Origin of the sequence: Sphingopyxis sp., from assembly GCF_036261875.1 — a bacterium.
Classification (GTDB): domain Bacteria; phylum Pseudomonadota; class Alphaproteobacteria; order Sphingomonadales; family Sphingomonadaceae; genus Sphingopyxis.
The window spans coordinates 200,470-223,291 of sequence record NZ_DATAJZ010000022.1 but is presented as its reverse complement, the minus strand read 5'-3'; the positions used below and the strand labels follow the sequence as shown (position 1 = coordinate 223,291).

General features: G+C 65.8%; 15 protein-coding genes. 9 read left to right on the top strand and 6 right to left on the bottom strand.

The window, feature by feature from the left end:
* Positions 1–264 precede the first annotated feature (264 nt).
* From VHO04_RS10335 to VHO04_RS10320, 4 genes are read right to left on the bottom strand one after another with little or no spacing between them, the layout of a single operon-like run.
* Positions 265–1,113: a PEP/pyruvate-binding domain-containing protein gene (locus VHO04_RS10335; RefSeq protein ID WP_329628252.1), complete on the bottom strand. Its 849-nt coding sequence runs from the start codon at positions 1,111–1,113 to the stop codon at positions 265–267.
* A complete protein-coding gene (locus VHO04_RS10330; protein WP_329628251.1) occupies positions 1,110–2,726 on the bottom strand; it encodes a PEP-utilizing enzyme in 1,617 nt (538 codons plus the stop codon). The genes VHO04_RS10335 and VHO04_RS10330 overlap by 4 nt, the downstream gene beginning before the upstream one ends.
* The gene (locus VHO04_RS10325; protein ID WP_329628250.1) at positions 2,726–3,727 is read right to left on the bottom strand and encodes a DUF7064 domain-containing protein; all 1,002 of its coding nucleotides are present in this window, start codon (positions 3,725–3,727) and stop codon (positions 2,726–2,728) included. The genes VHO04_RS10330 and VHO04_RS10325 overlap by 1 nt, the downstream gene beginning before the upstream one ends.
* 52 nt (positions 3,728–3,779) lie before the next feature.
* Positions 3,780–6,110, bottom strand: coding sequence for a TonB-dependent receptor (locus VHO04_RS10320; RefSeq protein ID WP_329628249.1), 2,331 nt, complete (start codon positions 6,108–6,110; stop codon positions 3,780–3,782).
* A gap of 299 nt (positions 6,111–6,409) precedes the next feature.
* Here VHO04_RS10320 and VHO04_RS10315 point away from each other — a divergent pair, with 299 nt between their 5' ends.
* Positions 6,410–8,179, top strand: a complete 1,770-nt coding sequence (locus VHO04_RS10315) for an N-acyl-D-amino-acid deacylase family protein (RefSeq protein WP_329628248.1) — start codon at positions 6,410–6,412, stop codon at positions 8,177–8,179.
* 68 nt (positions 8,180–8,247) lie between these two features.
* On the opposite strand, the gene VHO04_RS10310 is transcribed toward VHO04_RS10315, so the two are convergent.
* Together VHO04_RS10310 and VHO04_RS10305 are read right to left on the bottom strand one after the other, a co-directional pair.
* Positions 8,248–9,207: an Lrp/AsnC family transcriptional regulator gene (locus tag VHO04_RS10310; RefSeq protein WP_329628247.1), complete on the bottom strand. Its 960-nt coding sequence runs from the start codon at positions 9,205–9,207 to the stop codon at positions 8,248–8,250.
* Between the two features lie 294 nt (positions 9,208–9,501).
* Positions 9,502–10,539, bottom strand: a complete 1,038-nt coding sequence (locus tag VHO04_RS10305) for a LacI family DNA-binding transcriptional regulator (protein ID WP_329628246.1) — start codon at positions 10,537–10,539, stop codon at positions 9,502–9,504.
* A gap of 137 nt (positions 10,540–10,676) precedes the next feature.
* On the opposite strand from VHO04_RS10305, the gene VHO04_RS10300 reads away from it, so the two are divergent.
* The 8 genes from VHO04_RS10300 to VHO04_RS10265 are packed head-to-tail and all read left to right on the top strand — an operon-like array spanning position 10,677 to position 22,820.
* Positions 10,677–13,166: a TonB-dependent receptor gene (locus VHO04_RS10300; protein WP_329628245.1), complete on the top strand. Its 2,490-nt coding sequence runs from the start codon at positions 10,677–10,679 to the stop codon at positions 13,164–13,166.
* A 7-nt stretch (positions 13,167–13,173) separates the two neighbouring features.
* Positions 13,174–14,496 carry a family 1 glycosylhydrolase gene (locus VHO04_RS10295; RefSeq protein WP_329628244.1) on the top strand — a complete coding sequence of 441 codons (1,323 nt, stop codon included), beginning with the start codon at positions 13,174–13,176 and terminating at the stop codon, positions 14,494–14,496.
* Positions 14,493–15,464: an alpha/beta hydrolase fold domain-containing protein gene (locus tag VHO04_RS10290; RefSeq protein WP_329628243.1), complete on the top strand. Its 972-nt coding sequence runs from the start codon at positions 14,493–14,495 to the stop codon at positions 15,462–15,464. Before VHO04_RS10295 ends, VHO04_RS10290 begins: the two co-directional genes overlap by 4 nt.
* A complete protein-coding gene (locus VHO04_RS10285) occupies positions 15,461–16,492 on the top strand; it encodes an alpha/beta hydrolase (protein ID WP_329628242.1) in 1,032 nt (343 codons plus the stop codon). Before VHO04_RS10290 ends, VHO04_RS10285 begins: the two co-directional genes overlap by 4 nt.
* Complete coding sequence (locus tag VHO04_RS10280) at positions 16,492–17,709, top strand: MFS transporter (protein ID WP_329628241.1); 1,218 nt, start codon at positions 16,492–16,494, stop codon at positions 17,707–17,709. The genes VHO04_RS10285 and VHO04_RS10280 overlap by 1 nt, the downstream gene beginning before the upstream one ends.
* The gene (treA, locus tag VHO04_RS10275; protein ID WP_329628240.1) at positions 17,706–19,226 is read left to right on the top strand and encodes an alpha,alpha-trehalase TreA; all 1,521 of its coding nucleotides are present in this window, start codon (positions 17,706–17,708) and stop codon (positions 19,224–19,226) included. Before VHO04_RS10280 ends, treA begins: the two co-directional genes overlap by 4 nt.
* Positions 19,216–20,589, top strand: a complete 1,374-nt coding sequence (locus VHO04_RS10270; protein WP_329628239.1) for an alpha/beta hydrolase — start codon at positions 19,216–19,218, stop codon at positions 20,587–20,589. Before treA ends, VHO04_RS10270 begins: the two co-directional genes overlap by 11 nt.
* Before the next feature lie 17 nt (positions 20,590–20,606).
* Positions 20,607–22,820, top strand: a complete 2,214-nt coding sequence (locus VHO04_RS10265) for a glycoside hydrolase family 3 N-terminal domain-containing protein (RefSeq protein WP_329628238.1) — start codon at positions 20,607–20,609, stop codon at positions 22,818–22,820.
* The last annotated feature ends 2 nt before the right edge of the window (positions 22,821–22,822 follow it).

The following is a 22,822-nucleotide window of genomic DNA, read 5'->3' as shown; positions in this document are numbered from 1 at the left end:
TGGATAAGCTCGTTCATCGTTCGACTCCTCAGGTAAAGGAGTCGAAAGGGTCTGCCTGTGGCCGCGGACGTTCAATCAGCCGCGGCGCTCGCTGGACCGCTCTACATCGCGGCTAGCACCAATCCGCGGAGCGGTTCGTGCTTCGGCCACTGAACCACCAACAAAGATGTTCCCGGGGTTCGCGGGCACATCATTGTTGTAATTCGCTGGAAGTCGCAGTTTGAGCTTCAAATATTGGGCGCGTAGCGCGGGATGGCGTCAAGCTCATCGTACGGCGGACATGCTCGTGATCGGGCGCGACTGGAGGAGCCAGAAACAGCCTTCGGCCTTGGCCCATTCGATATCCTGGCCGTAGCCGAAAACCGTCTCGCAGCGGGTCGCGAGATCGTCGAGCGCCGCGAAATCGCCGCCCGACAATGAAAGCTCCGCGGCGCAATTCGAGTGGATTTCGCGTTCTTCGATCCCGCCGCCTGCCTTTGGATGGAGCGAAAGCCGTTTCACGCCGGGCGTCGAGGAGAGCAGTACCCCGCCTCGGGCGATGCGGTAACTGTCGGGGCTGACCCGGCTTGAGACTACAGCGTCGCCGAGGCCCCATGCGGCTTCCGCGAGGCGCTCATCATCGCCGTTCAGCGGATTGACGGTGAACATTACGCCGGCGACTTCGGGGTCGAGCAGCTTCTGGATGGTCACGGCGACCTTCGGCTCCTCTGATACGCCGCTCGACTGGCGGTAGGTTCTCGCGGCCTCGGTCTCACCCGAGCGCTCGACCCGCACGACCGCTGAAACAAGGGCGTGCGCGCCGGAGACACCGAGGATCGTCAGATGCTGCCCGGCAAAGCTCGCGCCTTCGCCATCCTCGCCGATCGCCGACGACCGCACCGCGAGCAGGCCGGGAGCGGCATCGCCGATGCGCAGCAGTCGCTCGATGGCGCCGCGATGCCCTTTCGTCACCTGTTGCGCAAACTCCCACGAGAGCGCCCAACCGTTCGGAACGGGCAGGCCGGCGCGGATCATTTTGCTGAGATTGCGGCTCTTGGTGCCGAAATCATCAACGGCAAGCTCGTCTTCCAGCGATTGCACGCCGGTTTGCAGGGTCCGTTCGATGTCTGTCATTTCACGCCCTCGAAAATGGCGATCCGGCCGGTCGTTCCGTCGATCTCGATTTGCGCTCCATCCGGAATTCTGCGCGTTCCCCGGCGAGTGTTGACGATCGCCGGGATCCCCAGTTCGCGCGCAATGATCGCACCGTGCGAGAGGGCACCGCCGATGTCGGCGACAATACCGCCGGCAAGCGACATGATCGGCGTCCAGCTTGGGTCGGTGAAGCGGCAAACGAGAATGTCGCCGCGTTTGAAGGTGCCCGCCTCGAACGGACTAAGAACCACGCGTGCGGTGCCGCGGGCTACACCGGCCGAGGCCGGAATGCCTTCTAATTCTTCTCGCATGTCGCCGTCGTCTTCGCCGGATTCCATGCCATGGTCCGTGTCGAGAAAGATGACCTTGGGGTCGCCGGCGAAGCTGTTGGGGAGATCGAAGCTCTGCCGCCATTCGTAAAGCGCCTTGCGGTGCGCTGCGGTCCCGTCGAGATTCGATGCGTTCGCTTGCAGAAGCTCTTCAGTCGTAAGGTGGAAGGCGTCGGTTTCGTCGCGAAGCAATCCTTGCGATGCCAGTTCCCGGCCGATGGCGGCGCCCGCACAGCGCGCGACATCCATTCGTTGGAGCCAGATCGATCGACCGAGTTCGCGTGAATAGGCCAGCTTGTCCGAGAGATTCAGCAGCCAGCGGAGAATCGGGCGTTTCATCGGTGCGACACTCTTCGCAAGTCCGTCGATGAACTCCGCCCGCTGTCCCTGCGCGCGCTCGGCGGCCTCCCTGGGGGATATCGATCCTGCATAGGCGCCTTGCAGCGCATCGAGCATCTCTGGCCGAGCGCGGATCGAGGGCGAAGTCACGTCGCCACCCGATGCGCCGAAATATCCCCATTCCTCGATAACCGCGTCGCGCGAGATTTGCCCGTTCGCATAACTCCATGCCGCCGCTGCGAAGAGCATCTCAGGGAACATATGGCTGCTCGGGAGCTTGAGAAGCAGATTCCGCGGCCCGGCGGACAGCATCTCCGCCGCCATGCCGAAGATGGCCTGCTGACAGAAAGCAGCCGTCCCGTTGATCGAGGCGTCGCGCACCTGCTCCTGAACGATTGTTCCGAGCACCTCGCGGGCGGCCGGTGCGCCTTCGGATGCGATACGCCGGACCCAGTGCTTCCACCATGCCTTGACGGCCTTTGAATGGCGCGGGACGTCCCGGACGCTCCGATAAAGGGCGCCCGGCATACTCCTTGCGACCGCGAAGGAGCGTTTTTCGGCGCGCGCCTGCGGCGTCGTCGGTCGTGCGCCGAGCAGATGCTCCTCAAGCGCGTCACCCGCATCCCCGGGAAGGCGGTCCATGATATCGCGCAGAACATCGACATTCGCGAGAAGCCGGCCGTGACGCATGCCGATGGCCTGGCGGGCGCGGTCTTCGGGGAGGACCATGTCTGCTGCCCTCATCAAGCCCATGCCCCGGAAGCAGGCGCGCATCATCTCATCGCCCCGGCTCAGCTGAACCGACCAGGATAATGTCGGCACCTGGTCGGGATATTGTTCGCCGGCGTTGACTCGCGACCAGCGGATTGCCTTGTCGGCGCAGGGCTGATCGAGATGGTCGGCGATATAGGATGATGACGTCATCAGCGTACCCAGCCGGGATCGAATGGCCGTCGTGAAAGCCCGTCGTCGACATTGGCGAGCAACGTGTGCGAAACTTCCATTTCGCCGCGATGGGCATTGTCGATCATGTTGAAGTCGCAGACTCCGCCGACGAGATCGCCGCAGCGAGGGATCGAGATCGCCTCGATGCCCGCAGGTGACGAACCCGGACCACCGTTCACGAGATGGGTCGAGGTCACGATGCCATCGATGGTCTCGGCCTCGATCCGAAGCGTCTCGCCATTATCCAGCTCGACGACGGTCCAGCCGCCGATGACCGAATAGCCGTCGCTCAGCGTCATGCTCACCGTGTGGAGATCCTTGATCTTCTCCCGCTTGCCTTCGCGAACGAGCCAGCCGAATTTATAGGCGCTGCCGTCGCTCGCGACCGAGTATACGAGTGAATAGCTGAGCGCGGGGCCGAGCGTGCCGGCATGCCAGCGATTGGCGCGGAAGATATTGTGCTTGCGCGGGCCGAAACTGTGATCGCGGTATCCGAAGCCATCGGCTATATCGATCACGCGGTCGCCGATGCGGATGCGTCCTTCGATCCGGCCGCCGCTCTCGGGATGCCCCTGTCCGCCGCGCGAGACGATAGGTGCCTCGGCGCCGATCATCTCCCAGTCCTGCGACGGATGATAGTCGAACATGCGGATGTCGAGTTCGGCGTCCTTGTCGAAGCCCTGAAATCGGACGAAATCGGGGTTGATCGTATAGCGGGTGAAGTCGCCCGACTGGAAGCTGTTGCCGGTCAGGTGATGCGGCTCCCAGTCGACCTTCGCCCGATTGCGGCGGAAGCGGGAGCCGTCGGGGAGCGCCATGCCCCAGTGAACCTGCGAATATCCCTGGTTCACATACGCGCCGGTACGAAGGAAGCCGCAGATATTCGTCTTGGGATCGCGGAACACGAGAACGAAGGATTCCTGCCAATCCACGTCGTCGCTGGGCTGATGCGGATAGTCGACATCGGTATAAAGGGACATGTTTCGGTTTCTCCACTGGCGAGAGGAGGGCGGCCGCCCGGCCGCCCCGTCCCTAGAAGTCTGCAGATAGCTCGAGGCCGTAGGTCCGCGGCGCCGCGTAGGTGCCGAGATGCCCCTGGCCGGGATTTGCCACCACGCCCTGAAGGACTGCCCTGTCGTTCGCATTCTTGACCCATGCGCGCAGCGCCCAACGCTCGTCGGGAGTCCGGTAAGTGAGCGATGCGCCGAAGGTCACATAGCTCGGCTGGATCGCGCCGGGGTCGTTGAACTGGCGGAAAGAGAATTTATCCGTCGCGTAAAGATCGCCGCGGATCGTGAATGTTCCGAACCCGCCGCGCAGGTCGTATTGGGCTCCGGCGTTCAGTGTCCAATCCGGCGCCCGCATGAGCGGCACACCGGCGAGATCCTGAAGCCCCGCACCCGGATCGAGCGGGTCGGTGTCGCTGAGCCTCTTGAACCTGGCGTGCAGTAGCGAACCGCTGACATTCAGCGTGAAGTCCCTTGCCGGGTGAACCAGCAGTTCGGCATCAATGCCGTAAAGCTCGGACTTTGGCGCGTTGCTCGTGAAGAGCGAGGTGAAGATGATCTGCTCGAACTGCAGATTTTTGAAGTCGTAGTAAAAGGCCGAAAGATTGAGGTCGATCGCACCATCGGCGAGCCTGTTCTTGGAGCCGACCTCGAATGCGTTTATCGTCTCGGGCTTGAACGGATTGCCGCACTGCGACGGCGCGAACCCCCCGCTCTTGTAGCCGCGCGAATATTGGCCATAGATGTTGGCGTTGTCGCTGAACTCGTAGCGCGCACCGAAGCGGCCGGTCACGGCCGAGCGATCTTGCTTGGTGAAGCCGCCAGGGGTGGTCGGCGTGCAAAGGAACGCATTCCCGACCGGCGTTACCAGAAAAGCGGTCTGCTTGATGTCCTGATGCTCCATGAGGCCGCGCGCGCCTCCGAACAGGCTGAATGCGCCGGTGACCTTGTAGGTCAGGTCGGCGAATACCGAATAGCTGTTCACGCGCATGTTGCTGAAGCTGTTGGTCTCCAGAATGCCCAGCGCCGCGAAGCCGGGAGTCGCCGTCAGATTGTCCTGGCGGATGCGGTCGCGTAGATAATAGGCCCCGATTACCCAGTCGGCGCGCGAGCTCTCGCCGATGATGTTGAATTCCTGCGAAAAGCTCTTGGATGCGTCGATCCGGGTGACGTTGAACAGGTCGACCGCAGTACCGTCGCCGTCATAGACGTCGATGTTGAACTTATAGTCCATATAGTTCGACTGGCTGACCAGCGTGATCGCATCGCTCACCCGCGCCTCGAGGCGCAATGTGCCGCCGACCGCACGTTGGCGCGCTCCGTAAGGCGAATTGGCGACGATGCGGTAGGGATCGAGATCGAAGGTTCCCGGCGGGAACGGGAAGTTGGCGTCGATTGGATCGTAGGACGGACCCTTGAACCTGTTCCTGCGATAGAAGAACTTCAACTTCGCGGTGACATTGCCGACATCCGCGTCGAGCGCTGCGCGCATTCCCCAGCGGCGAGCATCGTCGATCCGTTCGCCATCGAAGCTGTTCAAGACATAGCCGTCGCGGTCCAGTCCGTCGCCGGAGAGGCGGAAGCGCACATCGTCCGAAATCGGGCCGCTCACATAAATGCTGGTCTCGCGAAGGTCATAATTGCCGATGCCGACACGGAAGCCAGCCTTGAATTGGTCCGTCGGCTCGGGGGTAATGATGTTGACGACGCCGCCGGTGGCGTTGCGTCCATAGAGAGTGCCCTGCGGACCGCGCAGGAATTCGATCCGGCTCACGTCGGTCTGGAATAGCCCGGCGGCGCTCGGGCGCGAGATATACATGCCGTCAACGTGGAATGCGACGCTGCTTTCGCCCGCGCCGGTCAGGAGCGCGAGGCCGATCCCGCGGGCACTGATCTGCGACGTCCCCGCCACCTCGCCGAAGTTGACCGACGGTACTTGCCGGGCGAGGTCCGCCAGATTGCGGATGCCCCGCGCCTCGAGATCGTCGGCGCCGAGTGCTGTGATCGCGACCGGTACTTCCTGGATGCTCTGCGCGCGCTTCTGCGCCGTCACGATGATTTCGGTGCCGTCCGTTTGGCCGGCGTTGACGGCAGCCGTTGCCGTGTCCGTTTCCTGCGCCCGTGCTGCCTGCGAAAATGTCGCGGCGGCAATCGCCATGCACGATGCCATAATAGTCTTCGTGCGCTGAGCGCACATGTGGCCCTTGATTCGCATTATACCATCCCAGATTTCTGATTTTATATTTTGCGTAAGAGAGCTGAAGGCCGCCGTTTTCCGGCATTCCTTCGCGCAGCGTTGCATCGGGCCACTGATGCCGAAGCCGCACTCCCGCTCTAACGCTAGGGAAACCGGCATATTTGGTCAAACAGATAAATTGACGGGGCAGGTGGTGCGGTGCAGCACCTCGCTCGCGGCGCTCTCGTCAGCGCACGGATGCGACCTGCGAGGTTCCTTTCCCACCTGCTCCTGTCGAATGTCCATTCTCACGTCCCCGGGTCGCGCCAGAACGCCATCGGGCAGGCCCATGGGGGCGCTTCCAAGGCTTCAGCGGAAATACGCATTATTTAATATTTGACATAGTGATATTAATTATGCGTATATCGCGCATCGGACGACCATGACCCCCATGGGTCGCCGTGGAGATGGACTGTCGCATGGCTGAATTCGATCTCATCATTGCCGGCGGCACGATCGTCGACGGCACGCGTATCCCTCGCTATTCGGGCGATATCGGCATCAAGGGCGGCAAGATCGCGGCGATCTCCACCCAGCTCGACGCCTCACGCGCTGCGCGCGTGATCGACGCGACGGGCCGCATCGTGGCGCCTGGCGTGATCGATCCTCACACCCATTATGACGCGCAGATTTTCTGGGATCCCTATTGCGCGGATTCGAGCTGGCACGGGAACACGACCTTCGTCGTCGGCAATTGCGGCTTTGGCTTCATGCCGTGCCGCCCCGAAGACCGCGAACGATATATGCTCATGATGGAAAATACCGAGCAGGTGCCGATGACCGCCATGCAGCAGGCCTTGCCCTGGACCTGGGAAAGCTTCCCCGAGTGGATGGAAACGCTCCGTGGCGTGGCGAAGGGCGTGAACATCGCCGCCTATATGCCGCTCAACTCGCTGATGATCTATGTCATGGGCATCGAGGCGGCGAAGTCGCGCGGGGCGACCGCCAAGGAACGCAGCGAAATGCGTCGCCTGCTTCATGAGGCGATGGACGCGGGCGCGGTCGGTTTCGGCTTCTCCTTCCTGCGTGACCAGAATAGCCACAAGGATATCGACGGATCGCCGATGCCGACCGACGGCATGAACATCGAGGATGCCTATTATCTGGCGGCCGTGCTGCGCGAACGCGGCGAAGGCGTGATTCAATGTCTATGCGAACTTCCTCCGGGAAAGGTTTCGAACCGTTTTGCGGTCGAAGAGATGGCGCGCATTTCGGGGCGCCCGGTCCTGCTCAACATCATCACCCCGATCGACGCGATGCCCGACTATCATGTCAGCCTGCTCAACTGGCTCGATGAGATGGAAGCCAAAGGCCTCAACATCTACGGTCAGGCGTTCGTCAATCGCTCGTGGAACCAGTTGCGTGCGACCGAATTCGACGTGTGGCAGGGCACGAGTCCGTCATTTCTCGCGTTCACCCTCGCTCGGACCGCGGACAGGATGTCGGCTCTTGCCGCCGACCCGGCCTTCGTTGCTCGAGCCGCCGAAGAATATGAACCGATGATGTGGATGGGGGCGGGCGGCCCGCTTGAGACCTTCAAGCTCGTCGATGCACGGGAGGCCTCGGCCTTTACCAAATATAACGGCAAGTTGCTGGGCGAAATCGCGGCGGCCGAGGACAGACACGTCGTCGAAATCTTCTTCGCGATCGTCGCCGGTTCGAAAGCCGTTGCGGATTTCCGCACCACGGTCGCCACCAGCACCAATCCCGATATGTCGGCGGAAATCCTCCTTCACAAGCGGGTGGTCTCGGGAACGTCCGATGGCGGCGCGCACGTGAAGTTCCACTGCGGCGGACAGTATGCGACCGACAACATCATGTGGCTCGTCCGCGAGGAAGGCCGGATCTCGCTCGAGGAAATGCACTACGGTCTGAGCTATCTGCCGGCGCGCATCTACAATTTCGCGAAGCGTGGGGCCTTGCTCGAGGGCTATGCCGCCGATCTCTACATCTACGACTATGCCAGGCTCGGCTACAATCGCGACCACTATGAGATGGCGCACTGCCTGCCCGGTGGCGACTGGCGCCGCGTCTGTCCCGCGCAGGGCATCGAATGGGTCATCGTGAATGGCGAACCCATTCTTCACGGCGGCAAAATCACCGGCGCCACGCCGGGCGCGATGATCGGCGTTCGCGGCGCCGAATTCGACCGGGATTATCTCGCCGGCCGGCAGATTGCGGCAGAATAGGCGAGATTCACCAAGGGCCACTGGGGACGGGGGCGCGAGTTGCTTCCGTCCCCTCTTTTTGCTCTGGTTCAGCCCTCTTGCGGTGGATGCGGTGCGCGCTCCCCGCCAATGTGGATATAGTCGAAACGATGTTTCACCGTCCTCAAGAGCGGACGGAATGCGATTGCGCCGATCCCTTCGATGGATCTCAGATCCTCGATGCAGAGCTGCGGCAGGGTGGTCGACTTGTCCGCGACGCACATCAACACCCCGTCATAGGCCCCCTGCGCCGTGGCGGCGAAATTGACTTCATCACGTCCGGTCAAGTTGGCGAGAGCCGTTTCGACCGCGGCGCGGCTTCCCTTGAAGAAGATGTAGGCGGCAGCGTCATAGCCGACACGGTCCGGCTCGCAAACGATGCCGAGCCGGATGACCCTGTCCGCGGTCAGCCGCTTCAGCCGCGCCCTGACGCTCCCTTCCGAGATGCCGACGCGGCGTCCGACTTCACGATTGCTAAGACGCCCGTCGTCTACCAGAAGCTCGATAATCGCCTCGTCGAGATCCTCCTGGCGACGGGCAGGCGAGAAGGGGCCGATTTCCGAAGCGAGATCGCCGGCGCCGGCGACGAACTTGTGAACCGTCTCGCAAATCGTCAATTGGCAGTCCGTAACTCCTTCGACGCCCCTGATGGCGGTTTCGATCAACGGAAGATCGTCAGCGCTGCGGACGTTCACATTTGCCAGAATCTCCGGTGAGCCGGGACAGATGGTGATGCTGAATATTTCGGTCATCGCGGCGAGTGATTTCGCTGTCGCCGCGATCGGCAAGGCGTCGACGCTGATGCCTGCGAAGGCAAGGATGGGATAGCCCGCCGCGACAAGATCGCGTTGCACCATGACACGCATGATCCTGCCATCGACCATGGCCTTGATCCGGCTCGCTACCGTCTGCTGGGTAACCCCGGCTTCCCTGGCGATCGCCCGGTTCGACATCTGAGGCTCGCGCTGGAGGCACTCTATGATCTGGCGATCGAGCTTCGAAATCGACATGATGCTTCCCCAAAAGCGCCGAGAGCTGCGAACCTATGACAGCTGCTCCTGCACGGCGTCGCCGGCTGCCGCCAAAAACGTGCGAAATCCGCAAAGGCGCGCTCTTCTGCGCGGCGGTCTGATGGCTAGACATCGACCGGCCCGGCGGCAAGCGTTGATCCGCCTGCCTAGCGTAATGCGATGCCCTCCGGCCGGGCTCGCTCCTGGCGCGGACCTCTCACATCGCCGGTCATGCAGGCTGTGCCAAGACGGGCGAGCATATGGCCCGCCGCGGGCCTTTCGGCCGGAGGGGCATCATGTCTGCCGGGCGACGAGCCGGGTCGGCAGCATGGCGGATCGCGGCCGCCCGCCATCCAGGGTCTGCATCAGCTTTTCGACCAGCAGCGCCCCCGCGACTCCGGTCTGCTGCGCGATCGTGGTGATCGACGGGGTGAAATGCGCGGCGGGCGGAATGTCGTTATAGCCGATGAGCGAATAGTCGCGCGGGGTCAGATGGCCTTCGGCGTTGAAGGCGCCGATGACCGCCATCGCGGCGGTGTCGGAAAAGGTGAAGACGGCATCGGGCCGTTCGGTACACGCCTTCAGATAGGCGTGGGCCTGGTCGTGAACCGCCGAAAAGGCCATGGATTCGATCGAAAGAACCTCGATCTCGATATTCTGGCCCGTCCGCGCGGCCGCTTGCAGCCCCTCGAAGCGCAGGCGGATTTCCTCGTGCTGGCGGTTGCCGACGAACAGCCAGCGGCGGCGTCCGAAGGACAGGAAGCGCTCGCCTGCCAACCGGCCGCCCAGGAAATTGTCGCTCCCGACCGCGCAATAGCCGCTCGCGTCGCTCACCGCGCCCCACACGACCATCGGAATGTCCTTGCGCGCGACCTTCCGCAGCAGCGCATCGCGCGCGCCCTGTCCCAGCACGATGAAACCGTCCGCACCGCGCGAGCGGTGGAGATCGACGAAACCCTCGACCGTATCGAGCCCCGACGGCGACAGCAGCAGATCGAGATCGCGCACCGACAGCGCTTCGGAAATGCCCGCAAGCAACTCGAAGATGAAGGGGTCGCCGATCGCGCCCTGGCGGTGCGATCCGAAGTCGAGCACGACGGCGATCGCATTGGCGCGTTCGCGCCGCAGCTTCTGCGCGTGGCGATTCAGCGCATAGCCCTGCTCGCGTGCGACCGCGAGCACGCGCTCGCGCGTCTCGGCGCTGACCAGCGGGCTGCCGCTGAGCACCCGCGAGACGGTCGGCTTTGAAACTTTTGCAATACGCGCGACGTCGTCCATCGTCGGGCGTGTCGTGCGCGGCATTGTGGTCGTATCGCTGTTCCGGGCCGCCATAAGCTGTTCATATGGCAGCGATGCCGTGCGCGCAATGCTCGATCGCAATGCTATGAAACTTGTTATTGAAATGCATTTCATAAAAATCTATCAGAATCGGCGAACGGGTGACACAGCCCGCCGAGGGAGGATGATCGATGGCAATCACGCGCAAATATTGGATGTCGCTTTGCTGGGGCGTGGCGCCGCTGGCGCTGGCGGCGGTTCCCGCGCCGGTGCTGGCGCAGGACACGCCGGAAACCGATTCGGCCGCGGGCGGTCTCGACGAAATCATCGTGACCGCGCGCCGCGTTGACGAGCGCGCGCAGCAGGTGCCGATCGCGATCACGGCCTTCAGCCAGGACAGTCTGCGCAAAAAGGGCGTGAACAACGGCACCGATCTTCAGAATTACACGCCGTCGCTGTCGGTCGTCGGCGACGTTGCGCGCAATCAGGAAACCTATTCGATCCGCGGCATGGGCGGCAGCAAGGGGCAGGGCACGGGCAGCGGTCCGGGCGTCGTCGGCTATTTCGCCGAAGTGCCGACCAGCGTCAGCGGGCCCGGCAGCTTTTTCGATCTTGCCTCGCTTCAGGTGCTGAAGGGCCCGCAGGGCACGCTGTTCGGACGCAACACCACCGGCGGCGCGGTGCTGCTTGAACCCATGCACCCGAAGATGGGCATTGTCGAAGGCTATGCCGACCTGACGCTCGGCAATTATGATCGGCGCAGCGGGCAGGGCGCGCTCAACATCCCGTTGGTCGGCGACAAGCTGGCGATCCGTCTCGCCGGCCAGTTCGACAAGCGCGACGGCTATGTCCGCGATGCCGTCACGGGCTTCGACTATCTCAACCGCAACAATTACAGCCTGCGCTTCGGCCTGCAGTTCAACCCCACCGACACGATCCGCAGCTATACGGCGGTCAGCTATGTCAATGTGAAGGAGCATGGCGGCGGCAGCATCCTGCTCGCGGTCAATCCCGATCGCCCCTATGCCGCTTTGCTCCAGCCCTATCTGGTGGAGCAGCAGGCGCGCGGCGTTCGCGAGACGGCGCTCAGTGTCCCGACGCGCGAGGTCGCGAAGAGCTTTCTCGCGCTCAACAATACCGAGATCGATCTGTTGGACACGCTGACGCTCAAAAATATCTTCAGCTATGCGCGCACCCGCTCGACGAGCGCGACCGACCGCGATTCCACGCCGCTGCCGATCGCCGACCTGCTCGGCGCCTATCCGGGCAGCTACAACAACAACCTGCGCACGATCACCGAGGAACTGCAGCTCCGTTATGACGACGGCACGCTGCGCATCCAGGCAGGCGGCTTTTTCCTCGACGACAAGACGCCGTCGCCGCTGACCTTCCAGACCGTCAATCCGATGCAGTTCGGCGGCATCCTCGGCGGCGGTCCGATCATCCTGCCGCCCGCGCTGCAGGCGGCGCTCGGCGTCGACGGGCCGCTGCTCCCCGCGCTCAGCCTTCAGCCGACCGCGCGCGTTAGCGCCCAGAGCAGGGCGATCTATGCGCAGGCGCAATATAAGCTGACGCCCGACCTCACCGCGACCGCGGGCTTCCGCTGGACCTGGGACCGCTTCGGCGGCGAGATCCAGGCCTATCAGGCGGCCGAAAGCTACGACGTCTTCAACCAACTCGCGGCGCTCGGCGTCATCACGCCGGCGCAGGCGGCGCAGGTGATTGGGCTCAACGCCGATCTTTGCACCTATGACGCCTTCAAGGCGGTGGCGGCGGGCGGGTTCCCGACCCTCTATTACCCCAATTGCACGACGCCGAGCTTCAACGGCAAGAGCAATGGGCCGACCTGGCAACTCGGGCTCGACTGGCAGGCGAATCCCGACACCTTGCTCTATGCCGTGTCGCGGCGCGGCTATAAGTCGGGCGCCACTAACCCGATCGTCTCGCTCTTCCTGGGCGAGGAACATCCGCTCTTCGCGGTGCGTCCCGAAAAGGTCACCGATCTCGAACTGGGCGTGAAGAAGGATTGGAACCTTGGCGGCGACGCCCGCGCACGCACCAACATCGCTGCATTCTATACTTGGTATAACGACATTCAGGTGATCCAGCGCGCGACGATCGCGGGGTCCGACATTCTGACCAACGCCAAGAAGGCGCGGGTGATGGGGCTGGAGTTCGAGGGGCAGCTCGTGCCGGTGCGCGGTCTGACGCTGAGCGCGGTCTATTCCTATAATTCGGCGAAATATCTCGAATATGATTCGATCGCGATTCCCGAAATCCCCTCGGCGCTGACCGCCGCGCAGCCAAGCCGCGACCTGTCGGGAACGCCTTTCTCCTTCGTGCCCAAGCACAAGTTCAGCCTCAACGGGCGGATCGACCTGCCGCCCGTCGAAGGGGTGGGGGAGATGGCGTTCAACGCGAACTGGACCTATCAGTCGAGCCAGCGCGTGACCCCCGAAGCGCAGCCGTTCGACACGATCGCGGGCTATGGCCTCGTCAATCTGCGGTTCGAGTGGAACAATATGTTCGGCGCGCCGGTCGACCTCGCGGTCTATGGCACCAACATCTTCGACAAGGCATATCGCGTCACCGCCAATCCCGGCTATAATAATTCGGGTTTCATCAACTCGATCTATGGGGAGCCGGCGCAATATGGCGTGCAGGCCCGCTATCGCTTCTGAGCCCGGCATGACGACCGGAACCCGGTTCGACCGGCGCGAAATGATCGGCCTCGGCGCTGCGGCGGTCGCCGCCGCCGCGGCCGGTTCGCTCCGCGCCGCTCCGGCCCCGCATCCCTTCCTCTGGGGCGCCGCGACCGCAGGGCATCAGGTCGAGGGCAACAACATCAATGCCGACATCTGGCTGCTCGAGCAAGTGAAGCCGACCATCTTCGCCGAGCCGTCGGGGGATGCGTGCGACAGCCTGCACCGCTGGCGCGAGGATGTCGCGATCGTCAAGGCGCTCGGGCTCAACTGCTATCGCTTCTCGGTCGAATGGTCGCGGATCGAGCCGGCGCCGGGGCAGTTCAGCCAGGCCTGGCTCGATCATTATGCGCGGATCGTCGATCATTGCCGCGAACAGGGGCTGGCGCCGGCCGTCACCTTCAACCATTTCACCACCCCGCGCTGGTTCGCGGCGGCGGGCGGGTGGGAGAATCCCGACGCGCCTGACCTGTTCGCGCGCTATTGCGACCGGGTCGCGCGCGCAATGGCGGCGGGGATCAGCCATGCGCTGACCTTCAACGAGCCCAATCTGGCGCTCGGCGGCAACTGGGCCATTCACCCGCTATCGCAGGCGATGCGCGATGCCGTCGCGGCCTGCTGCGCGGCGGCGGCGAAGGCGAGCGGATCGGATCGCTTCTCGTTGCTCAACGCGGGCGATCCGGCGCCGATGATCCCCGGCGTGGTTGCTGCGCATGTCGCGGCGCGCGCGGCGATCCGCGCGGCGCGCTCGGATTTGCCGATCGGGATGAGCCTTACCATCCCCGATAATGTCGCGGTCGGCGCGGACAGCGGGATCGAGCGCAAGCGCGCCGAAGTCTATGGCCCTTTCTTCGCGGTGATGGACAAGGATGATTTCATCGGCGTGCAGACCTATGGCCGCGCCTATGTCGGCGCCGACCGCGACGTCGATCCGCCCGCTGATGCGCCGAAGCGGCCGGGCGGCGGCGAATGGTTTCCCGCCGCGGTCGGCAATGTCGTGCGTTATGCCCACAAGGCGACAGGGCTGCCGGTGATGGTGACCGAGAATGGCATCGACGCCGCCGACGATAGCGAACGCGAGCGTTTCATTCCCGAAGCCGTCGCCTCGGTCGAGGCGGCGCGCCGTGATGGGGTGCCGGTGCTCGGCTATATCCATTGGTCGCTGCTCGACAATTTCGAATGGATGTCGGGCTATGGCCCGAAATTCGGGCTGGTGTCGGTCGACCGGCGAACCTTCAAGCGGACGGTCAAGCCGAGCGCGAAACGGCTCGGCGCGATCGCGCGGGCGGGCGGAGTTCGGGCAGGATGATCCGGTTTTCTCTGGTGCCCCTGCTCGCAGCGGCACTCGTATCCGCGACGGCTCAGGCGCAGGCAGTCAAGGCGCCGTGGCCCGACTTTCTGTCGCCCGAGGCGAAAGCGGGGCTCGCCGCCGACGCCGCGCGCTCGCCCGAACCCGCGGACATCGCGGGACGTCGCGCGCGCATCGACGCGATCCAGCAGGAAATCGGCGTGCCGCGCCTCGCGCGCTACGGCGTGACGATGAAGGAGGATGCGATCGCCGGGGTTCCGGTCCGCATCTTCGCGCCTGCCAAGGGCGCGGCGAAGGCGCCGGTCCTGCTCAACCTTCACGGCGGCGGCTTCATCGTCGATGCGGGGTCGATCAGCGAGAATGCCGCGGTCGCGGCACTCACCGGCTATCGCGTCGTCGCGGTGCGCTATCGCCTGGCCCCCGAACATGTCTTTCCGGCGGGGGTCGACGATGCACTCGCCGTCTATCGCGCCCTGCTGGCCGACCATGATCCGGCACGGATCGGCGTCTATGGCACCTCAGCGGGCGCGATCCTGTCGGCCGAGCTCGTCGCCCGGCTGCGCGCAGAGAAATTGCCGCAGCCCGCGGCGCTCGGCTTCTTCTCGGGCGCTGCCGACCTGTCGCGGGTCGGCGACAGCGCCGGGCTGTTCGCCGACGCATCGGGCGTCGATGCGCTGGCCGCGCTCTATGCGGGCGGACGGGCGGTGAGCGATCCGCTCGTCTCGCCGCAGCGCGGCGACCTGACCGGCTGGCCCGCGACGCTGTGTCTTGCCAGCACGCGCGATTTCCTGCTGAGCGGCACCGCCGATTTCTGTCGTGCGATCGATGCGGCGGGCGCCCCCGCGAAGCTGGTGGTGTTCGACGGACTGCCGCATGCCTTCTGGGCCTATATCGATGCGCCCGAAAGCGATGCCGCCTTCGCCGTGATGGCGCGCTTCTTCACCGAGCGGCTGGGAGAAAAACCATGAGGATATTGCTCGCCGCGGCCGCGCTCGCGGCCGCATCGCCCGCCGCGGTCCAGCTCGCGGTGCCGGCCTTCACCCTGCCGGTGTCGAACCAGCTCAGCGACGAGGCGCAGGCCGTGCTCCAGCGCATGGCCGCCGCGACCGCACCCCCCGACATCGCGACCGACGTCGCAAAGCAGCGCGCCTTTTACGACCGCTACAACGACGACCGCCTCGCCGAGATGCGGAAGCATTTCCAGACCCGCGAGCAGCGCACGGTGATCAGCGGCGTCACCGTCGATATCGTCGAACCCGCGGCCGGGATCGCCAAGGGCAATGCCGCGCGCGTGCTCCTCAACGTCCACGGCGGTGCCTTCATGTGGGGATCGGGCAGCGGCGCGCTGGTCGAGGCGATTCCGGTCGCCGCGACGATGGGCGTCAAGGTCGTGACCGTCGATTACCGCCTCGCGCCCGAGCATCACTATCCCGCGGCATCCGAGGACGTCACCGCGGTCTACAAGGCGCTGCTCAAAGATCATCGGCCGGAGAATATCGGCATCTACGGCTGCTCCGCGGGCGGCGTCATCACCGCGCAGGCGACCGCGTGGATACGCCGTCAGGGCTTGCCGCGCCCCGGCGCGATCGGCACCTTCTGCGGCACCGGCGCGCCCTATTCGGGGGACAGTCCCTATCTGGCCGGACCAATCACCGGCGGCGCGGCTCTGCCCGTGCCCGCGCTCCCCGACGTGCTGCCGCTCGCCTATATGCAGGATGTCCCGGCGAGCGATGCCGCCGCCTATCCGCTGGCTGCGCCGGACGAGATCAAGGCGATGCCGCCGACGCTGTTGCTCGCGGGCGGACGCGATTTCGCGGTCAGCGCGCTGACGCTCGCCGACCGGCGGCTGACGGCGGCCGGAGTGCCGAGCGAACTCCATCTGTTCGACGGCCTGCCGCACGCCTTTTTCGTCTGGCCCGACATGCCCGAATCGATGGAAGCGTATCGCCTGATCGCGTCCTTCTTCGACCGGCATCTGGGACGCAGCGCGCGTTGATGCGAACCCGCACCATCGTCTTGCTCGCGCTCACCTATGCGCTGCTCGGCCTGCTGATGAACAGCGTCGGGACCGTCATCCTGCAATCGATCGCCCAGTTCGGGATCAGCAAGCCGATGGGATCGACGCTCGAGGCGTGCAAGGATCTGTCGGTCGTCGCCGCCTCCTTCCTGCTCGTCGCCGCGGTGCCCGCCTTCGGCTATCGCCGCTCGCTGATCGCGGTGCTCGCGGCGATGGCGGCCGCCTGCCTGCTCGCCTCCTTCGCCACCGGCTTTGCGGCGATGCAGGCGCTGTTCGTGGCGACCGGGCTGGCGTTCGGCATCACCAAGATTGCAACCTATTCGGCGATCGGCCTCGTCGCGCGCGATCCCGCCGACCATGCGAGCATCACCGGCCTGATCGAGGGCGTGTTCATGGGCGGCGTGCTCGCGGGTGCGTGGATCTTCGGCTGGTTCATCGACGCGGGCGACTGGCTACGCGTCTATTGGTTGCTCGCGGCGGTCTGCGCGCTCGCGGCCATCCTCTGGCTCGGCGTCCGGCTCGACGAGCGAGTGGTTCCGGCCGACGGGGCAGAGGCTTCGGTGACGGCGGGTTGGAAGGCGATGCTTGCGCTCGCTGCGCTTCCCGCGACCGCCGCGGTGCTTGCCGCACTGTTCCTCTATGTGCTGGTCGAGCAGGGGGTCGGCACCTGGCTGCCGACCTTCAACCGCGAGATATTGCATCTGCCCGCCGCGATGAGCGTCCAGATGTCGAGCCTCTTCGTCGCCTCGCTCGCGCTCGGGCGGCTGGCGTCGGGCATCCTGCTTCGCCGCATCGACTGGCTGCCGGTGTTGCTCGCCTGCCTTGCGGCGCTGGCGCTGCTTGTCGTCGCGGCGCTGCCGCTGGCCGAAGGGGTACAGCCGCGCGCCGGGATCGGCTGGGCCAGCGCGCCCGCCGCCGCCTGGCTCTTTCCGCTGATCGGCTTTTTCCTCGCGCCCATCTACCCGACCGTCTGTTCGGTCGCCTTGAGCGCGCTGCCGCAGCAGCGCCACGCGGCGATGATCGGGCTGATCGTGATCTTCTCCGCGCTCGGCGGCACGATCGGCTCCTTCCTCGTCGGGCTCTTGTTCCAGACGCTGCCGGGGACGACCGCTTTCTATCTCCTGCTCCTCCCGATCGCGCTGGTCGCGCTTGCGCTGCCGCTGGTGCGGCGGCGCGTCGCGGGAGCGGCCGCATGATCGCCGTCGATACCCCCGCCGGATTGTTCGGGCCGCTGTTCGCGGCGGTGCAGGAATGCGGGCTGTTCCCCGATTCCAAGACTTTCGCTGACGCGCGCCCGCGCCGTGCGCCCGCCGCGATCCTCGCCGACTGGCAGGCCGAGCGACCCGAAGGCGGGGAGGGGCTGCGCCGCTTCGTCCTCGCCAATTTCGACCTGCCGCAGGACTGGGCCGACCCGCCGCTCGATCAGCGCCCACTCGCCGCGCATATAGAGGCGCTGTGGCCGCTGCTGACCCGCGCCGCGAACGAACCCGCGCCGGGATCGTCCGAACTCTGGCTCCCGCATTCCTATGTCGTTCCCGGCGGCCGCTTTCGCGAGCTTTATTATTGGGACAGCTATTTCACCATGCTCGGCCTCGCGCGTTCGGGGCAGCAGCAACTCGTCGAGAATATGATCGCCAATTTCGGCAGCCTGCTCGACCGAATTGGCCATATCCCGAACGGCACGCGCAGCTATTATGTCAGCCGCTCGCACCCGCCCTTCTTCCACCTGATGGCGGCGCTGTCGCGCGACGCCAGCGGCGAAGGCCGCCGCCGCCGGCTCGGCTGGATGGTGCGCGAGCATGACTATTGGATGGACGGCGCCGCCGGCCTCGCGCCCGGGGCCGCGGCGCGGCGCGTCGTGCGGCTGGCCGACGGCGCGCTGCTCAACCGCTATTGGGACGACAGCGATCGCCCGCGCGACGAAAGCTGGCGCGAGGATGTCGCGCTCGCCGCCGAAGCCGAGGCGCGCGATGCGGGGACGCTGTGGCGCGACCTGCGCGCTGCCGCCGAAAGCGGCTGGGATTTCAGTTCGCGCTGGCTCGCCGACGGACACAGCCTCGGCTCGATCCGCACGACGCGGCTGGTTCCGGTCGATCTCAACGCGCTCCTCTTCGGGCTTGAACAGGCGATCGCGGCCGAAGCCGAGGGGCTGGGCGACCGCACCATGGCCGCCGATTATGCCGCCCGCGCCGACGCCCGCGCGCGTGCCATCGCCGATCATCTGTGGCACGAAGCGGGCGGCCACTATGCCGATTTCGATCTCGACAGCGGCGCACCGTCGGACCGCCTGACCGCGGCGGCGGCGTTTCCGCTCTTCGCCGGGCTCGCGACCGGCGAGCGCGCATCGCGGAGCGCGGCGGCGTTGCGGCGCCTGCTGCGGCGCGGCGGTCTGATGACGACGCTGTGCGACAGCGGGCAGCAATGGGACGCGCCGAACGGCTGGGCGCCGCTGCAATGGATCGCGATCACGGGCCTGCGCCGCTATGGCGAGACGGTGCTTGCCGATGCGATCGCCGATCGCTGGATCGCGATGGTCGAGGCGCATTATGCCGCGACCGGCCAGCTTCTCGAAAAATATGACGTCGTCGCCTGTTCGGCGGGCTCGGGCGGCGAATATGGCACCGAAACGGGGTTTGGCTGGACCAACGGCGTGACGCTGGAATTGCTGGCGATCCGGGATAGCGAAGCAGGGAGAAGTGGAGATGATGCGTAAAGGGATGGGACTATCGTTCGCGATGCGGCTGGCGCCCGCGCTGTTGGCCTTCTCCGCGCCTATGGCGCTTCATGCGGAGGAGACCCCGGCGGTCACGCTGACATCGGCGCAATCGGCGCTGGTCGCGAAGGCGGCGAAGCTCGGCGCCACCGACCTCAAGACGCTTCCCGCGCCGGACGGCGGCTTCGTCCTCGCGGGCAAGCTCGCAGGCGACCAGTTCTCGGTCGCTTTCCCGGTAGGCTGGAAGGGCAGCGCCCTGCTTTTCGCGCATGGCTATTCGGCGCCGGGGTCGCCGGTCGCGGTGGCCGAGGATCCGCTCTCGCCTGGTGTGGGGACCAACGGCATGATGCTGAAAGTCTATCAGGACGGCTATGCTGCGGGCCACAGCGCCTATGACAAGGCGGGCATGGGGGTCGAGACGGCGACCGAGAACACGCTCCGCCTGCGCGATTTCCTGACCCGGCTCGGTGCGAAGCGCGTGCTCGTCGCGGGCGGATCGATGGGCGGCAATATCGTCATGTCGCTGATCGAACAGCATCCGAAGGCTTTTGCCGGCGCGATTTCGGCGTGCGGCGTCACCGACGGCTGGGAAAGCCTGTTCGCGCAGCTCATCGACATGCGCGCCGCCTATAATGTGCTGACCGAAGGCACGCCCTATGCCTTGCCCGGCGAGCACGACCTGCTCAAATCGGCCTTCCCGATGGACACGCCCGCGGGTGAGGCGGCGAGCAGCGACGCCTTTCGCAACGGGCGCATCGTGCAGATCGCCATGCCGGTGCTGATGCTGGCGCAGGCGGCCGCGGCGAATCCCGACGGGCGCGAGGCACACATCCTGAAACAGGTTGCCTCGATCGGCGGCTTCGAGCCCGAAGTGGCCTCGATCGCCTTTCCGCTCGTCACCGTGACGCTGGGCATGGATGATCTCGATGCGACACTCGGCGGCAACATCTACGGCAACGTCGGCAAAGTTTATGCAAGCCCCGAGATGACGGCCGAGGAGGCCGCCGCCTTCAACGCCAGGGTCCAGCGCATTTCGGCGGACCCGGCGGCGGTCGCCAACGCGCGCCGCTGGCATCAGGCGACCGGCCGGTTCGACGTGCCGCTGGTCACGATCCACAACCGCATCGACTCGCTCGTCCCCTATGCCCAGTCGGAGGCGCTGGGGCGCATCGTCGCGGCGGCGGGCAACGAAAAGCGGCTCGTCCAATATACGGTGCCGGGGACGAAGGCGGCGCTGCCGGTCGGCGGGGTCGAGGGTTATACCCACTGCGGCTTCTCCCCCGAACAGATGACCGCGACCTGGGAAGCGCTAAAGGGCTGGGTCGAGACGGGCAAGCGCCCCGCCGCCGACGCCGTCCGATAGGGCGCGAGGGGCAGGGCGTGTCCGACCCCTCCGGCCTCAACCGCCGCGAGTTTCTTGGCGCCGGCACGCTCGCCGCCGCCGTCCTCGCGAGCGCCGGGGCGAAGGCGGCGGAGCGCATCGCCGCGGCGGACATCGACGCGCTGCTCGCGCGGATGACGCTCGCCGAAAAGCTCGGCCAGCTCGCACAGGCGCGTGGGCAGCGCAACGACACCGGTCCCTATGTCCCTGCGGGCAGCGAGGCTGACGTGCGCGCGGGCCGCATCGGCTCCTTCCTCAGCGTCTATGGCGCCGACACCACCCGGCGGCTCCAGCGTATCGCGGTCGAGGAAACGCGGCTCGGCATTCCTTTGCTCTTCGCCGACGATGTGATCCACGGCTTCCGCACCATCTTCCCGGTCCCGCTCGGGGAGGCGGCGAGCTTCGATCCGGCGGCGGCTGAGAAAGCGGCGCGGATCGCGGCGGTCGAGGCGACCGCCAACGGCCTCCACTGGACCTATGCCCCGATGGTCGACATGGCGCGCGATCCGCGCTGGGGCCGCGTCGTCGAGGGCGCGGGCGAGGATGTCGAACTGGCCTGCCGCTTCGCCGAAGCGCGCGTGCGCGGCTTTCAGGGCGGCAAGCTGTCGGACCCCGACGCGATGATGGCGACCGCCAAGCATTTCGTCGCCTATGGTGCGGCCGAGGGCGGGCGCGACTATGACGTCGCCGATGTGTCGCCGCGGCGCCTCGCCGAATATTATTACCCCCCTTTTCAGGCCGCGATCGCCGCGGGCGCGGCGAGCGTGATGGCCGCGTTCAACGAGGTCAACGGCGTCCCGATGCACGCCAACCGCGAGCTGTTGCGCGGCGTGCTGCGCGGGGCGTGGAAATTCGACGGCCTGATCGTCAGCGACTATACCGGCATCCGCGAACTCGTCGCGCACGGCGTAGCCGCCGACGATGCCGAAGCCGGGCGGCTCGCGATGGAGGCCGGGATCGACATCGATATGGTCAGCGGCATCTATGCTGACCTGCTGCCCGCCGAAGGGAAGGCGGGCAGGCTCGACATCGCGTTTGTCGATGCGGCGGCGCGTCGGCTGCTCAAGGCGAAGGCGGCGCTGGGCCTGTTCGCCGACCCCTATCGCAACTGCGACCCCGCGCGCGCGAAGCGCGACACGCTGCGCCGCGAGCATCGCACCGCCGCCCGCGACCTGGCGCGCAAGAGCACGGTGCTGCTGCGGAACGAAGGACAGGTGCTGCCGCTGTCCAAGGCCGTGCGCAGCGTCGCGGTCATCGGCCCGCTCGCCGACGACCGCCGCTCGATGCTGGGAAGCTGGGCGCCGACCGGCGTCGCCGCCGATGCGATCACCCCGCGCGAAGGGATCGCCGCGGCGCTCGGCTCCGCCACGCGGGTGCTGCATGCCGCGGGCGGCGAGGCGGCGCTGGCGGCGGCGCGCGACGCCGATGCGGTCATCCTCTGCCTCGGCGAGGATTGGGACATGAGCGGCGAGGCACGCAGCCGCGTCGCGCTCGACCTCGCGCCCGATCAGCAGGCGCTTGCCGACGCGGTCCTCGCGCTCGGCAAGCCGGTGGCGACAGTGATCTTCGCGGGCCGTCCGTTGACGATCGGCGCGCTCGCCAACCGCGCGCCGGCGATCCTCTGGGCTTGGCATCCGGGGGTCGAGGCGGGGGCCGCGCTTGCCGATCTGCTCTTCGGCGACGTCAGCCCGTCGGGCCGCCTGCCGATCAGCTTTCCGCGCCACGTGGGGCAGATCCCGATCCACTACGACCACCGCAGCACCGGCCGTCCGGCGAGCGAGAGCGAACGCAACAGCGCCAAATATGTCGACGCCCCCTGGACCCCGCTCTATCCCTTCGGCCACGGCCTGACATATGCGTCCGTCCGTTACGAGGCGTTGACCCTGTCGTCCGAACGGGTCGCGCCCGGCGCCGCGCTCGACGTTGCTTTCTGGATCGCGAACGAAGGCCGGTTCGCGGTCGAGGAGGTCGTTCAGCTCTATCTGCACGACGAGGTCGCGAGCACGACCCGCCCGGTCAAGGCGCTCAAGCGCTTTGCCCGCATCGCGCTCGCGCCCGGCGAGCGCAAACGGGCCCGCTTCACGCTCACGGCCGCCGATTTCGCGCTGCTCGACGCCGATCTTGCGCCCGTGGTCGAACCGGGCGGCTTCTCGCTGTTCGTCGGCGGCAGTTCGGAAACGGCGCTGGAGGCGCGTTTCACCGTCGAGGGCTGAGC

Bases quoted from the DNA above. Each gene is read 5' to 3' on its own strand.
- VHO04_RS10280 (WP_329628241.1), top strand. From the start codon at position 16,492: ATGCGAACCCGCACCATCGTCTTGCTCGCGCTCACCTATGCGCTGCTC.
- VHO04_RS10320 (WP_329628249.1), bottom strand. From the start codon at position 6,110: ATGCCGGTTTCCCTAGCGTTAGAGCGGGAGTGCGGCTTCGGCATCAGT.
- VHO04_RS10310 (WP_329628247.1), bottom strand. From the start codon at position 9,207: ATGTCGATTTCGAAGCTCGATCGCCAGATCATAGAGTGCCTCCAGCGC.
- VHO04_RS10305 (WP_329628246.1), bottom strand. From the start codon at position 10,539: ATGGCGGCCCGGAACAGCGATACGACCACAATGCCGCGCACGACACGC.
- VHO04_RS10285 (WP_329628242.1), top strand. From the start codon at position 15,461: ATGAGGATATTGCTCGCCGCGGCCGCGCTCGCGGCCGCATCGCCCGCC.
- VHO04_RS10300 (WP_329628245.1), top strand. From the start codon at position 10,677: ATGGCAATCACGCGCAAATATTGGATGTCGCTTTGCTGGGGCGTGGCG.
- VHO04_RS10325 (WP_329628250.1), bottom strand. From the start codon at position 3,727: ATGTCCCTTTATACCGATGTCGACTATCCGCATCAGCCCAGCGACGAC.
- VHO04_RS10315 (WP_329628248.1), top strand. From the start codon at position 6,410: ATGGCTGAATTCGATCTCATCATTGCCGGCGGCACGATCGTCGACGGC.
- VHO04_RS10290 (WP_329628243.1), top strand. From the start codon at position 14,493: ATGATCCGGTTTTCTCTGGTGCCCCTGCTCGCAGCGGCACTCGTATCC.
- VHO04_RS10270 (WP_329628239.1), top strand. From the start codon at position 19,216: ATGATGCGTAAAGGGATGGGACTATCGTTCGCGATGCGGCTGGCGCCC.
- VHO04_RS10335 (WP_329628252.1), bottom strand. From the start codon at position 1,113: ATGACAGACATCGAACGGACCCTGCAAACCGGCGTGCAATCGCTGGAA.
- VHO04_RS10295 (WP_329628244.1), top strand. From the start codon at position 13,174: ATGACGACCGGAACCCGGTTCGACCGGCGCGAAATGATCGGCCTCGGC.
- VHO04_RS10330 (WP_329628251.1), bottom strand. From the start codon at position 2,726: ATGACGTCATCATCCTATATCGCCGACCATCTCGATCAGCCCTGCGCC.
- treA (WP_329628240.1), top strand. From the start codon at position 17,706: ATGATCGCCGTCGATACCCCCGCCGGATTGTTCGGGCCGCTGTTCGCG.